Source organism: Escherichia sp. E14S1 (genome assembly GCF_004211995.1).
In the GTDB taxonomy this organism is placed as follows: domain Bacteria; phylum Pseudomonadota; class Gammaproteobacteria; order Enterobacterales; family Enterobacteriaceae; genus Escherichia.
This window is the reverse complement of sequence record NZ_RHJQ01000008.1, coordinates 358,648-372,471: the sequence shown is the minus strand read 5'-3', so window position 1 is coordinate 372,471 and position 13,824 is coordinate 358,648. Positions and strand designations below refer to the sequence as shown.

The window sequence follows — 13,824 nt, the reverse complement described above, 5'->3', positions numbered from 1 at the left end:
AATATCACTCCGGCTCAAAGCAATAACGTAGCCTGTGAGGCGACAGGGGTGCGTTGGTTAGGAATGTAAAACGCAATTTCCGTTCCTGGTTCCAGGCGGCGGATATGCAGCCCCTCGCCATATAACAACTTCACGCGATGATGCACATTCAGCAGGCCGATTTTATTGCCCGGCATTTCATTCGCTTCGACCCGCTCAATCACCTTTGGATCGATGCCATGCCCGGTATCTCTTACCGCAATACGGACCCGATTACCGCACTCCGCAACGCTGATGGTGACAACACCTTTTCCCTTGCAAGGCTGAATACCGTGGACAATGGCGTTCTCCACCAACGGCTGGATCAGCAGGCTGGGAATGCAGCAATTCACCTCTTCATCAATATCATAGATAACCGTCAGCTTGTCGCCAAAGCGGGCCTGCTCAATGGCGATATAGTCTTTAATTTGGTACAGCTCTTTTTTGATATCAATTTGCTCATCGTCTTTTAATTCAATGTTATAGCGCAGATAGCGCGACAAATTAAAGATTAGCTGGCGAGCAGTGTCTGGATTCAGACGAATCGACGATGAAATCGCGTTCAGAGCGTTAAACAGAAAATGGGGATTAATTTTGCTTTGCAGGGCGCGAAGCTCTGCCTTATTTGCCATTTCCCGTAGCTGCTCGGCGCGAGAAACTTCCAGTTGGGTAGAGATGATTTGCGACAGACCGACCGCCATCTCCTGTAATGATGACGTAATCTGGTGCGCGTGGCAGTAGTAAATTTTCAGCGTTCCGGTCACAACGCCTTTCTCCCACAATGGGATCACCAGCATGGAATGAATCTCTGGTGTACGGTGGGCTTCATCATTGTTTTTAATAATGATTTTCCCGTAATTCATCGCCTGGCGGGTAGTCGGGCTAATGAAGTCATCGCCATTCTGATAGTTGTGTTCGCCCACGCCGACATACGCCAGCACATGATCGGTATTGGTGATTGCCACCGCGTCAGCGTGAATGTCATCGCGGATAATTTCGCAAACTTTACGTAATGATTCGCTATTGACATGGCGAAACAGCGGCAGGGTTTTATTGGCGATATCCAGCGCCAGCTTGGCCTGGCGCGCGGCGCTGGCCTCTTTTTCGCCCTCAACACTTTGTACCAGCAACACAATAAAGCCGATACAGACACTGCCGAGGATCATCGGGATACCGATTTTGGAGACGATATCCAGCCCCAGCTCAGTGGTCGGCGCCCAGACAATCACCAGAATCATGGTCAACGTTTCACAGAGCATGCCGCCGAGAATACCGACGCGCCAACGCTGCGCTTTGGGGATTTTCAGGTTGATCCAACCAGAGATGCATCCCGCCAGAATACTGGTGATAAAGCAGGGGATAGCCGTCACGCCGCCGATATCAATTAAATAACGATGAATACCCGCGATTACCCCGGTAATGATGCCCACCCATGGGCCAAACAGAATCCCGCCCGACATCACCGCAATAATACGCACGTTAACCAGCGAACCTTCCACCGGTACGCCGGACCAGGTGCTGAACAAGGCGAACATCGAGAAAATGGCGGTAACAGCGAGCAGCTCTTTCGCTGAGTGCGCCGATTTGTGCAACAGCTCGCGAAACAGGCGGATACGGATGAGGAAAAACAGGCAGATAAGCATTAGCGCTGCCCGATCGAAGACCGCCAGCAGCATGTTGAATATTTCGTGCACGGGTGACTCTGAATAAGGTTTAAACCTCTATGATAGGTAACCTGAAGGCTGATGACCAGTGCGCTACTTTTGAGGAAAAACCACAAATTTAAAAGGGGATTGAAAGATAAATGGTGTACTGGCAATGCATCTCTTGTCAGCATCAAGCTAATTGGTAAATTTATTGAAATTATATTGTTAATGTTATGGGTGATAATTTTCTTGTTGGCGAATCTGACTTTCCTGTTTTTAAGGTTTTGTTCCTCTTTTTTCGCATTAATAAAAATTTTCCAAAACGCTGGACAGACAGAAATTAATCAGGCTATTTTCAAAACAGCCACCATCGTGGCAGCGTCGCTCGGACGGTCCGGGCGCTAACGTTAATCTGAGGAAATTATGGCTGACACACGCCCTGAACGTCGCTTTACGCGCATTGATCGTCTCCCGCCCTACGTTTTTAATATTACCGCTGAACTGAAAATGGCTGCGCGTCGGCGCGGCGAAGATATTATCGATTTCAGTATGGGCAACCCGGACGGCGCGACCCCGCCGCATATTGTCGAAAAATTATGTACTGTGGCGCAGCGACCGGACACACACGGTTACTCCACCTCGCGCGGTATTCCTCGGTTACGTCGCGCGATTTCCCGCTGGTATCAGGAACGTTACGACGTTGAAATCGACCCGGAATCAGAAGCCATCGTCACCATTGGTTCGAAAGAGGGGCTGGCGCACCTGATGCTGGCGACGCTGGATCACGGTGACACCGTGCTGGTGCCGAATCCAAGCTACCCCATTCATATTTACGGCGCGGTGATTGCTGGTGCTCAGGTACGTTCAGTGCCGCTAGTGGAAGGTGTTGATTTCTTCAATGAACTGGAACGCGCTATTCGTGAAAGTTATCCGAAACCGAAGATGATGATCCTTGGCTTCCCGTCAAACCCAACCGCGCAATGTGTGGAACTGGAGTTTTTCGAAAAAGTAGTGGCGCTGGCGAAACGCTACGATGTATTGGTGGTCCATGACCTGGCCTATGCGGATATCGTCTACGATGGCTGGAAAGCGCCGTCAATCATGCAGGTGCCGGGCGCACGTGACGTAGCGGTCGAGTTCTTTACGCTGTCGAAAAGCTACAATATGGCGGGCTGGCGTATCGGCTTTATGGTCGGCAATAAAACACTGGTCAGCGCGTTGGCACGTATTAAAAGCTATCACGATTACGGTACCTTTACGCCATTACAGGTTGCCGCCATCGCGGCGCTGGAAGGCGATCAGCAGTGTGTGCGTGATATTGCCGAACAGTATAAGCGTCGCCGCGATGTGCTGGTAAAAGGGCTGCATGAAGCGGGCTGGATGGTTGAAATGCCGAAAGCCTCGATGTATGTCTGGGCGAAAATCCCGGAACCGTATGCGGCAATGGGCTCGCTGGAATTTGCCAAGAAGCTGCTTAACGAAGCGAAGGTTTGTGTCTCACCCGGCATCGGCTTTGGCGACTACGGCGACACGCATGTACGCTTTGCGCTGATTGAAAACCGCGACCGTATTCGTCAGGCGATTCGTGGAATTAAAGCGATGTTCCGCGCTGACGGCTTACTGCCCGTCAGCAGCAAACATATTCACGAAAACGCGGAATAAACACCATCGCCAGAAATGCAAACAGGAGCCTGATGGCTCCTGTTTTTCGTTTCGCAGTTTACTTTTAGATCATCAGGGCAAAAGTACCGGCCCAAACGATGACCATAAAAGAAATGCCCATAAAGAAATATTTCACTTTACATCTCTCCGCGTAATTACTGTTACGCCTGAATGACTTCATTACACCTGTTACAGTGAGCTGACACCCGCGGGCATCACCTCAGAATTCTGAGCATATTGGCTCGAGACGGCGCTAATGTACGCCTAAAACTAAATCGAAACAAGTGGCATTTTCTTATTTACTTTTAGTAACTTACGAGTGTCGCATATCGGCGACAGATTGATTTCTGGAAGTAATAATTCACGATTCAGCGAAGGGAAAAATCTTAAGAAAAAAGCCATAAAAACCATGATGTTATTATGGCTTATCTGAGGAGGGAAAAAGCCTGGGTTATTTGTTAAACGTATAACGAGGCTTCACCCACCGGACGCGTTTTGAAGCGGCGATGGATCCAGAGATACTGCTCTGGTGCGCGCATAATCTCTTTCTCAATAATTTTATTCATATAGGCGGCGGCCTGAATTTCATCAGCCGGATAGCCTTCCATTTCTGGCGTAATAAACAGACGGTAACCGCTATAATCGGTTTTTCGTACCATCGTCACAGTTAGCATAGCTGCGCCAGAGAGGCGAGAGAGAACGTAGGTGCCATTGGTTGTAGCAACATTTTCTACCGCAAAGAACGGCGCGAAGGAGCTACCTTTACGACCATAATCCTGGTCAGGAGCAAACCATACGGCTTCACCTTTTTTCAGCGCACTGACAATGCCGCGCAGATTATTTCTACCGATCATCGCTTTATTGGAACGCATGCGACCACGGGTCTGTACCCATTCCATCAGTTGATTATTATGCGGACGGTAAGTTGCCATCATCGGTTGGCAAAGCCCCATTACGCGGCCACCCAACTCCAGCGACATAAAGTGCACACCGACAACCATCACGCCGCGATTTTGCATTTGTGCGCGTTGCAGGTTATCCAGCCCTTCAACATCAAACCATTTACGCACGCGACGATCTGGCCAGAACCACGCCATTCCAGTTTCTACCAACGCCATTCCGAGCGAGCGAAAGTTGTCAGTAATCATCTTCTCGCGCTCTTCGTAGGAAAGCTGCGGGAAGCAAAGCTCAAGGTTTTTGCAGGCGATGGATTCGCGACGTTTCAAGAACGGTCTGGCCATTGTGCCGATACGCGTGCCAAGGAAGCACAGAACAGGGTAAGGAAGTTGTACCCAAAGCCAGAGTACGCCAAGACCAAACCACGTCAGCCAGTAGCGAGGATGCAGGAACTCGCGGGAAAATTTGCATTGTGGAAACATAGTTACCTTCTGTAGATACGAATTGTTGTATCGCAGAAGATTCCATGTCTACAGCGGTACACTCAATTGATTGGGCCATCATGTACGACAATGGTTCCTGTAAAGAGTGTAAAGACTAGTCAGGACATAACCACGAGGAGCATGAATACGGTATTTCTATTTTATCACCAGCTGATTATTTTCAGCTACTGATTATTTATCACTCAAGTGAATATTTTCAGTGATTTATAGTTATGTTGATAATATATTGTTTTTATTGATATTTTGCTGAAATTGCCAGTGGTTAAGAATTGTCTTACTATTGGAGTAATTGAAGTAACACGTTTTTTAGCACGGCAGGAGGTTGAGCTATGATTTATTTATGGATGTTTCTCGCCCTGTGTATCGTCTGCGTTAGCGGATATATCGGTCAGGTATTAAATGTAGTTTCTGCTGTCTCTTCATTTTTCGGTATGGTCATCCTTGCCACACTCATTTATTACTCCACGATGTGGTTAACCAGTGGCAATGAGTTGGTCACGGGAATATTTATGTTTCTTGCACCAGCCTGCGGATTGATGATTCGCTTTATGGTGGGGTATGGAAGGCGGTAGTGGAGCGAAAATTTTAATGGCAGGTGTTCAGAGCACCAACTGAAGAGATTGTTCACCTGTGACCATCCATTTCGTGAATATATAATGCCACTTTAGAGCAATCGGCTGGAAATGACCGTTATTGTTGAGTTGGTGGCCGTTTTTACGTCATTTCCGATAAAAGGTCTTTGCGTAAAATTGTGTACAAACACGAAAAAAGAGAGTGTGAGAAATTCTGGGGCATTTCAGTAACTTGCAATCAGAAAGGAATGACGTATGTCCAGCCCTTCGATTTTGATAAAACCCTTAGGTGCTTCAGTCCGGAGCTAACGGATGAGGACGGCATTTTAGATCATTTAATCAAATAGTTAACCTCAGCTGCATTGACTGCGGAATTTGGCTCTCGTCTGGTTCAGTAGTTGGAAGCCAGGTCTAAAAACGGTTCCAGTAAAAAGATTATTAAAGCCACAACGGGCAGTTTCGAATGGACTACGTCACGCGACTCTAATCGCTCGGTTGACTCCCAATTAGTGAAAAAGGCGCCAGACCACGTTCCCCTATAAGATCGAACGGATTATCATTCTCTTGTAGTGCCTGGGGTACGCTGCAGGATCTCTGTAGTGAGATTGAAGATTTATATGCTTTCAGCGTGCCCGCTATGACCATTATCGCCATGACAAATAAGGCCATTTCTGAGTTAAATCAGTGGCAACAACGTCCACTGGAAAAGTTCTATCGTCTGTCTGGATGCCGTTCAATATAAAATACAGGAAGATGACCGTTATCAGGACAAAGCAGTTAAGACGATACAAGAGCTGAATCTGGAAAGTAAAAAGAAGTTCTGAGTCTGTATCGGCTTAAAAAAGAATCGCTAGTTTCTGGTCATTTGTATTAAGTGACTAGCAAAATTAAAGCCCCAGCTTCGGGGCATAAATCATGCAATACTTTAGTGGCAGTGAATTTCGCTAATTAAGTTTGTTGGAACAATCATAACCCAGTTTGCTGGTTTGATTTGTATGGCTGAATTTGCGTTATCAATTTTTTCAGCGTGACATATTGAATAATAAAAATGATCATTTAAAAAAATGTTTTTCTTCGCCATTTCACTTTCTGATATTATGTCTGCATTCACAATATAAATACACAATAACACTCCGGAAATAAAATAAGATAAATAACTGATTGGTTTTGAGAAATTACATTGAGATAAACATGCTATGAACAATAAGATAGAGAGAAAGTTTGTTCCTACAAAATATCTATCGGGAAATGTGGTTTGATAGTTATTCAGGAGATCACTGAGGCCGATTCTACCAAAAACAGTCGTAACAAGACAGATAAAGAGTGCGATCGCTAAAGTAAGTAAATGTTTTTTTATTGTTACATCTTTAGTTTTGTAAATAATAGTTGTACAAAAGATAATATATACAAATGATAGAATTATCGATATTGAATCATTTAATTTTTCATACCACGGAAATACAAATGGATAAAGTAGCAGTCGAGCCGTTACCATTTCAATAATGTTATTAGGATTGTAGCCAGCGTCACCAAGTCCACCAGAGCCGTTGATTCGAGGAAGTATAAATAAAGCTAATATGACCATGGATATTGCTAAAGGTAGCATATCTTTAATTAAAATATATTTTTTTTCAATATTTAAAAACTTGAAGGAATAATAAACTCCTACAATTATAAATACTACTGGGTTTGTTGCGGCAGTTAACCAGATCATCATGTCAATAATAAGTTTAGCAATTTTTTTATTGACGTGCTCTCTCTGTATAATAAGAGAACTCGCTATAGCTGGCATGTAAAAACCAATTTGTAGCAAATGACCGATATTTTCAGATTGAGAATGACCTAAAGGCAATAAGAGAGCTATGAAATATGCTAAAATAGAAAATAATGGATTGGATATTTTAATGATTAAATGAAAAGCCATAACGGCCATTAGGCTATAGAAAAAATACGATACTATAGCTAGGGATTGCGGAAGAAGTAATAATGGACTCCCGCTTATAATACTGCTGATTGATGTTGATACAAACAAAAAGAAAATATTAAAGAATACAAAATAATCTTCTCTGGCATTGATGAAGGTTTCTAGCCAACCATGATTCAATGCATTAGCAACCCAGATGCCATCTTCCGCATAAAGCCAGGGGTTGATGATTGGAGTTGTATAACGCATAGCCAAAATTATCATGCCAAATATTATTAAAATAATATAACTGCTGATGTTTATATTTCTCATTTTCCTTTTCTCTGATTATAAAATCCAAAACACGCTTTAAATAAGACAATCAATACGGAAAAATTTCCTTTGATTCCATTTATTTTTGTAGGTATTTCACCTTTAGGATAACGACGAATGGTCGGAATTTCTAAGCAACGATAACCAAGTTGTGGGACTCGGTATGAAAGATATGCCAGTAGTTCATAAGATGAGAAAATATCTCGGAACGGTGCAACACGCTCGTCAAGCAGCATTTTACTACTATAACCCCTAAATCCTTGAGTAGTATCTGTCCATTTAAATCCTGAAAAGAAACTAAGCATAGGCGCATGGATAAAACGTATTGCAATATCTCGGGTGAGAGGAGTATTTTCTGCTAAACCACCATTAAGGAAACGAGACGCCTGGACGAAATGTACACCATTTTTTAGAGCTGTGATAAATTGTGGAATAGCTACAGGATCATCTTTGTCATTTCCATCAATAGTCACAATGCCTTCATAACCTCGCTCAAGAGCAAAAGCATAGGCACATCTTAGCTGTGCGCTTAGCTTACCCGGTGCTGTTTTCAGTATTAGACCACGAACACCTTTTTCCTGTAGGATATTGGGATTCAGAGAACCATCGGTGCTACCACCATCAACAATAATTATATCCGCATAAGTTGATACATTTATGGCAGCCATTCTTGCTAATAGGTTATGTATACGATTGCCTTCGTTAATTACGGGGATAACGACGCAATAATTGTGTTTTTTACCAAGCCACATTTGGTTTTCGTAGGCTGGGACTTGCCATTTGGCGCGAAGTGTTTGAGATATGAATTCAGTCATAATGTTTACTTAACTTTAAGGGTAATAAGGGCGACACCACTCATCACCAACAGAATTCCAGTAATGGTAGACCAGTAAACTGGTTCGCGGAAAATAATGACAGAGAATAATGCGACACAGGCAATTGCACCAGAGGTCAGTATTGGGTGTGCTACATTCAAAGGTAAAAATGCCAGTGCAACAGCATATAACAAAAAGGCAATTCCATATAGAAATATCCCTAACCATAATGGCCAATTTGCAAGCGCGGCAAGAGGTTCAGCCAAACTTGGGAGCCTTCTGGGAGGGGTAATTGCTAATTTTATAAGAACACTGGCCGAGGCATTAGAAAATATGCCAAGAATTAAAATGAGCCACTTCATGCTATTCCCCCTTTCTACTGGCGATAATGAGAAATTGCGAAAACAAGAGCATCCTCAATAGAGGAAAGCGAATGTTTATTTTGGGGATCGAGCATTTCGATTGTTGCAATAGAGTTCGGTAATGCGTGAAAGAGAGCATTAGCAATATGTGTATGGTTCGCACCACTACAGCCTAAAGGAGCCAGATCTGGTTCACTGAGATGAATATGACCTATAATGTCAGCGTCTTGCTGAAGAATATCATTAATATTTTCTTTGTTAATTATGATGGCACCAGTATCCAGCTGCATTTTAATTGCTGGGTGATTTACTTGCCGAACAACAAAAGCAGTTTCAGCACTGTCAATCATAAAGTTTGCCCCGTAACAGACTGGGTTAGGTTCAAGGCAAAAATAAACGCCTTCTTGCCGCGCAATATCACCAAGATGATTAAAGAAATTTATTGCAGTTTCAAGAGTGATACTATCAGATAATCCCTTTCGGTCGCGGTTTTTAGGTGATCCAAACACTAATGCTGGAATTCCTAAACCAGCAGCAATACGACTGATAGCCTGTAAGTGAACCAACATTTTTTTTTGTACTTCGTTGGTTGAAAAAAGATTTAACCCTTGGGTTCCAAATAATAATGATTGCATACCAACTAATGAAATTCCATTGTCATGCCAGTAATTACGAACGGCAAATATTTCGCGTTCACTAGCATCTAACGGATTGGGGAAGTATTTCCCAGGGACAATATCTATTGCATCAATCTGTCTGGAATGTAGTAGGTGACAGATAGAATCATCATTGGTTATATTCCAGGCCAAACCTGAGAGTGAAAGTCTCATTTTAATTACTACCTATTTCAGATTGTGCATAAGCGCGTATTGCCATCAATGATTCACGACGGTTATACTGATAGTCATGATCGTTAGTAAATAGGTGGCTATGGCAACTTTTCATATCGTAATATCCAGGTTTATCCTGAATGTGATTGCAAAACTCGAAGCCAAAACTATGTTGTGCTATATCAGCGACGCTTATTGGTGCCGCAGTCAAATGTACCAGTGATAATTTATGTTGTAGCGCAATGTTAATGTCATACCACAAGTTGATCATCGGGTAAAATTGAAAAACACTACGACTTTCAATTTGTAAAATATTATTTTTATGCAAAAAATCATAGATAATGTTTTTTTTGAGACCTGGCCCAACGAGGCCAGGTAATCGTATAATTAGATTGTCATGGAATTGTTTGCTAACAAATTGTTCTAAATAATATCTATGTGCACCATAAGCATGTAATCCTTCTGTTTCGATTGATGTAGTCTCATCAACATTAACTGGATCTTTAAAAACATCCACAGTACTAATCAAAATAAATTTTTGACAAGATATGGTTTTTAATTTTTCAATTAGGTCATTGATTTTTTTTATGTCGTCGGCAGGGGCTTTATTTGCAAGCCATTTTTGTGCAGGGGCAGCGGCACAAACTACAGTATCAAATGTTTTTCCAACAATTTCGTCGATGTTGGTTGAGCGATATAGTGCATCGAATCGACGTTGTCTTAATAAAGTTGTACCGACAAAACCGGTATATCCAATCAATGCGTCCATTCTTCCCCCATAGCCTGTGGTGTTAAACCATCACGACCAGTTTGTACATAATTAGACTCTAGTGGCAGAGAAGTGTGCATAACATTAAACCTATCGGTATTAACCATGACTTCACTTGTTCGTTCATAAACCACTGCATACTCTGCCTGTGAGTTGCTTTCATCTAGCAGGCGTCCCAAATACTCGCCAAAAAAAGCCATCATGACGAACTGAATTATAAATAATGAAGTTACAACTAATATAGACGTTGTCCAGCCTTCAACAACAAGCCCACTGAACAGATGGATCAACACGCTATAACAAGCAAATAGAAAACCTGCAAGACTTCCGCCGAAACCGAGAATAGACATCCAACGTAGCGGCTTCGTGGAGTTAAATATTACCAAGTGCATCAATCGATGTAATGATTTTACTACCCCGGCGCCCTCTGATTGTTTCAGAGGGTTGTAGATGAGGGCTTCGGCTGGATAGCCGGTTTTGTGAATACGAAGATAGAATTGGTGGTGAAATCGACCGATTCGAGTAACGGCATTTACAGCGCGACGGCTTAAACAACGTAACCCCGTTGAGTTAGAAGGAATCTCATAATCTATGGTGCGCAATGCAACATTCATGAGTCGACGAAGTATCCGATAACGTAGTGAACGAACGCTATTCGAGACACCAATTACGACATCGGCACCTTCACGACATTTGTTAACACTTTGAGGTACGACTTCTACCGGATCGGCCAGTGGATTCCATAAAACAACAAAATCACCAATAGCACTTTCTAATCCAGCCGCTAACGCAACATCATGAAATACGGGAGTGGATAGCTGGATTATTCGTACACAAGGAATATCCTTCAACACACGATCTTCTACCTGTGCACTTGTACTGTCTAACCCCGGTGCTATAACGACTAATTCGTAATCACTGTATAGCGTATCCAGAAGTGAGGCAAGTTTAGATAAAGGAGTATAGATATCATTCAAGTGGTCTGGAATGACAATAACGACTGATACAAAAGATTCACTTTTCATTTTTATCAACTCAACTCGATCACGCGTTCTATTTCATGTAGAGCATCATAAATATTGTCAATTTTCCCACCCATCACGCAGTGAAGCCCCTTCAATATATAATTCGGGCGAAATAAAATTGGGCGAGAATCATCGCTATCACTTCGTGGAAGGATTGTTTTTACTTCCCAGATAGAGCTTTGATATTGGCATTCACTCAAACAAGGGATATAACGCGTGGCATCTCTTATCATATGCCCCCAGGCTGAATGCCGTTCATTCAGTTCATACTTTCTATATGCATCCTCGTAAGGTTCATTTGGTCTGTCATTCCATTGGTAATGGGGTGTGTATCGAACATGGCTGAAGGAATGTAGTTGAGCTGGTGGGAATGGCATAACAGAAAAAAATGGACCACACATTAGTGTTAACCCCATTTTTTTTAGCTCATCTGGAACAGTTACAAGGCACATTTCCGTCATTTCATGACGAAGGGGAATTAATGTAAGCTCAGAACCATTCAAGAGATAATTAATTCTTGAATAAGTACAATTGAAAAGATGATCAACATAGCTAATATCTGGTTGTCCAGATATTGTTGTGATTACCTCTAACCCCTCACCAGATTTGCTAACTTTTTCAACAACCGCGTCCGTTACAATAGCAACTTTTGCCGCTGAAAGCCGTTGTAGCATTATATTACGCAGCTTATGGGAATCAAATGCATACTCACGGGTAGTAAACACCGCATCGATAAGTACAGGATTAATCAAACGTTTCACTGACGGAGGAGCATCTTCACATTCAGCACCTATACGTTGACAAAATCGGCTAAATTGTGCACCTGTTATTTTACTTAACGCACCTGCAACAAGGTAATATTTGGCAAAATCATCTTCAATGCAGTCGCGAAATTCAGTAACAAAACGGGGGAAAGAGATACGAGAGCGTAACGCAGTCAAGATGCTGCGTGGATAATGATAGCCATTGTGCACTCGAGCCTGATTAACATAGGATGCTCGGGACATGAGTTCTTGACTTTTCTCATAAACTGTAACTTTACAACCCTTCAATGCAAGTTGTTCTGCCAGATACAAACCAAAAAAACCGCCTCCTGCGATTGCAATATTTTTACTCCCCATAATCGAAACCTCCGAAAATACGTTAAAACTAGAAGTATTAATGTTGGTAAGTATTAATGTTTATAAGTATTAATGTTTATAAGTATTAACGTTGATAAGTATTAATATTGGTAAGTTTGGGTGTACAAAAATTTAACTGCGGCTATATTTTTAGATTATCCTTAATATTGGGATAATACTTAATTCGTTAGATGAATGAAAGTCTATTGTGAATTTTAGTGGTTTATTTAATTTGTTCATCTGAACAGAGGTGATATGCTCACCTCAGAACAATACAGGTGCACAAATGAAAAGCCGAAAATCTAGTCCTGAATTCAAACGCGAATCCGCTCAACTGATTGTTGACCAGAACTACACAGTGGCAGATGCCGCCAAACTATTGATGTTGGCCTTTCCACGATGACAAGATGGGGCAAACAACTGCGTGATGAGCGTCAGGGAAAAACACAAACAGACTTCCCGATAACTCCGAAACAAATCGAAATACGTGAGCTAAAGAAAAAGCTACAACGAATTGAAATGGAAAACGAAATATTAAAAAAGGCTACCGCGCTCTTGATGTCAGACTCCCTGAACAGTTCTCGATAATCGGGAAACTCAGAGCGCATTATCCTGTGGTCACACTCTGGCTACAGATACTGGAAAAACCGTCCTGAAAAACCAGACGGCAGACGGGCTGTATTACGCAGTTAGGTACTTGAGCTACATGGCATCAGCCACGGTTCGGCCGGAGCAAGAAGCATCGCCACAATGGCAACCCGGAGAGGCTACCAGATGGGACGCTGGCTTGCTGGCAGGTTCATGAAAGAGTTGGGATTGGTCAGTTGCCAGCAGCCGACTCACCGATATAAACGTGGTGGTCATGAACATGTTGCTATCCCTAACTACCTTGAACGGCAGTTCGCCGTAACCGAGCCAAATCAGGTGCGGTGATGTGACCTATATCTGGACGGGTAAGCGCTGGGCGTACCTCGCCGTTGTTCTAGGCCTGTTCGCAAGAAAACCAGTGGGCTGGGCCATGTCGTTCTCGCCGGACAGCAGGCTCACCATGAAAGCGCTGGAAATGGCATGGGAAACCCGTGGTAAGCCCGGCGGGGTGATGTTCCACAGCGATAGTAATAATGCCGGTATCAGTTTTTATCATCACTCTGTTTGCTGTTTAACCAGATTGGTGTGATTACTGATGCAGTGAAGACCTTCCCGCATCCTGACTCACACAGCGATCGACCTTTTGTGTCCTGCCCTGGACCTGTCGGTTGCCGGAAGCGCCTTCATGCGAGGCATCTCCTCACCGATGCGCGTGACTCAAGAAGGGCCTGACGGCTTGTCTCGTTACTGTCCTGTCCGGGTTATCTGTCTGGAGATTCA

The 13,824-nt window shown here is 43.2% G+C and carries 12 protein-coding genes and 1 pseudogene; 3 read left to right on the top strand and 10 right to left on the bottom strand.

The window, feature by feature from the left end:
- Window positions 1-14: 14 nt before the first annotated feature.
- Window positions 15-1,712 (bottom strand): two-component system sensor histidine kinase YpdA, encoded by a 1,698-nt coding sequence (gene ypdA, locus D9734_RS10650; protein WP_130207334.1) that lies wholly within the window; start codon window positions 1,710-1,712, stop codon window positions 15-17.
- A gap of 375 nt (window positions 1,713-2,087) precedes the next feature.
- Here ypdA and alaC point away from each other — a divergent pair, with 375 nt between their 5' ends.
- Window positions 2,088-3,326: an alanine transaminase gene (gene alaC / locus D9734_RS10645; RefSeq protein WP_130207332.1), complete on the top strand. Its 1,239-nt coding sequence runs from the start codon at window positions 2,088-2,090 to the stop codon at window positions 3,324-3,326.
- 64 nt (window positions 3,327-3,390) lie between these two features.
- On the opposite strand, the gene ypdK is transcribed toward alaC, so the two are convergent.
- A complete protein-coding gene (gene ypdK / locus D9734_RS10640; RefSeq protein WP_010723117.1) occupies window positions 3,391-3,462 on the bottom strand; it encodes a membrane protein YpdK in 72 nt (23 codons plus the stop codon).
- 322 nt (window positions 3,463-3,784) lie between these two features.
- Window positions 3,785-4,705, bottom strand: coding sequence for a kdo(2)-lipid IV(A) palmitoleoyltransferase (gene lpxP, locus D9734_RS10635; protein WP_130207330.1), 921 nt, complete (start codon window positions 4,703-4,705; stop codon window positions 3,785-3,787).
- Window positions 4,706-5,055: 350 nt separating this feature from the next.
- On the opposite strand from lpxP, the gene D9734_RS10630 reads away from it, so the two are divergent.
- On the top strand, window positions 5,056-5,298 hold the full coding sequence (locus tag D9734_RS10630; protein ID WP_130207328.1) for a YfdY family protein: 243 nt from the start codon (window positions 5,056-5,058) through the stop codon (window positions 5,296-5,298).
- Window positions 5,299-6,223: 925 nt separating this feature from the next.
- Here D9734_RS10630 and D9734_RS10620 read toward each other — a convergent pair.
- Genes D9734_RS10620 through D9734_RS10590 form a run of 7 tightly spaced genes read right to left on the bottom strand, consistent with a single transcriptional unit; the run spans window position 6,224 to window position 12,456 of the window.
- Entirely contained in the window at window positions 6,224-7,534 is a 1,311-nt protein-coding gene (locus D9734_RS10620; protein WP_130207324.1) for a hypothetical protein, read from the bottom strand.
- On the bottom strand, window positions 7,531-8,349 hold the full coding sequence (locus D9734_RS10615) for a glycosyltransferase family 2 protein (RefSeq protein WP_130207322.1): 819 nt from the start codon (window positions 8,347-8,349) through the stop codon (window positions 7,531-7,533). The genes D9734_RS10620 and D9734_RS10615 overlap by 4 nt, the downstream gene beginning before the upstream one ends.
- Before the next feature lie 5 nt (window positions 8,350-8,354).
- Complete coding sequence (locus D9734_RS10610) at window positions 8,355-8,711, bottom strand: EamA family transporter (protein ID WP_130207320.1); 357 nt, start codon at window positions 8,709-8,711, stop codon at window positions 8,355-8,357.
- A gap of 14 nt (window positions 8,712-8,725) precedes the next feature.
- On the bottom strand, window positions 8,726-9,541 hold the full coding sequence (locus tag D9734_RS10605) for a TIM barrel protein (protein WP_130207318.1): 816 nt from the start codon (window positions 9,539-9,541) through the stop codon (window positions 8,726-8,728).
- A 1-nt stretch (window position 9,542) separates the two neighbouring features.
- Window positions 9,543-10,310 carry an NAD-dependent epimerase/dehydratase family protein gene (locus D9734_RS10600; RefSeq protein WP_130207316.1) on the bottom strand — a complete coding sequence of 256 codons (768 nt, stop codon included), beginning with the start codon at window positions 10,308-10,310 and terminating at the stop codon, window positions 9,543-9,545.
- Window positions 10,298-11,335: a glycosyl transferase family 2 gene (locus D9734_RS10595; RefSeq protein ID WP_130207314.1), complete on the bottom strand. Its 1,038-nt coding sequence runs from the start codon at window positions 11,333-11,335 to the stop codon at window positions 10,298-10,300. Before D9734_RS10595 ends, D9734_RS10600 begins: the two co-directional genes overlap by 13 nt.
- A gap of 5 nt (window positions 11,336-11,340) precedes the next feature.
- Window positions 11,341-12,456 (bottom strand): FAD-dependent oxidoreductase, encoded by a 1,116-nt coding sequence (locus D9734_RS10590; protein WP_130207312.1) that lies wholly within the window; start codon window positions 12,454-12,456, stop codon window positions 11,341-11,343.
- 286 nt (window positions 12,457-12,742) lie between these two features.
- Between D9734_RS10590 and D9734_RS10585 the strand changes: the two are divergent.
- Window positions 12,743-13,570: pseudogene (locus D9734_RS10585) on the top strand (IS3 family transposase); the annotation flags it as partial.
- Window positions 13,571-13,824 lie beyond the last annotated feature (254 nt).

Coding starts and splice junctions, on each gene's coding strand:
- alaC (WP_130207332.1), top strand. CDS start 2,088: ATGGCTGACACACGCCCTGAACGTCGCTTTACGCGCATTGATCGTCTC.
- D9734_RS10595 (WP_130207314.1), bottom strand. CDS start 11,335: ATGAAAAGTGAATCTTTTGTATCAGTCGTTATTGTCATTCCAGACCAC.
- D9734_RS10605 (WP_130207318.1), bottom strand. CDS start 9,541: ATGAGACTTTCACTCTCAGGTTTGGCCTGGAATATAACCAATGATGAT.
- D9734_RS10630 (WP_130207328.1), top strand. CDS start 5,056: ATGATTTATTTATGGATGTTTCTCGCCCTGTGTATCGTCTGCGTTAGC.
- D9734_RS10610 (WP_130207320.1), bottom strand. CDS start 8,711: ATGAAGTGGCTCATTTTAATTCTTGGCATATTTTCTAATGCCTCGGCC.
- D9734_RS10590 (WP_130207312.1), bottom strand. CDS start 12,456: ATGGGGAGTAAAAATATTGCAATCGCAGGAGGCGGTTTTTTTGGTTTG.
- D9734_RS10615 (WP_130207322.1), bottom strand. CDS start 8,349: ATGACTGAATTCATATCTCAAACACTTCGCGCCAAATGGCAAGTCCCA.
- D9734_RS10620 (WP_130207324.1), bottom strand. CDS start 7,534: ATGAGAAATATAAACATCAGCAGTTATATTATTTTAATAATATTTGGC.
- D9734_RS10600 (WP_130207316.1), bottom strand. CDS start 10,310: ATGGACGCATTGATTGGATATACCGGTTTTGTCGGTACAACTTTATTA.
- lpxP (WP_130207330.1), bottom strand. CDS start 4,705: ATGTTTCCACAATGCAAATTTTCCCGCGAGTTCCTGCATCCTCGCTAC.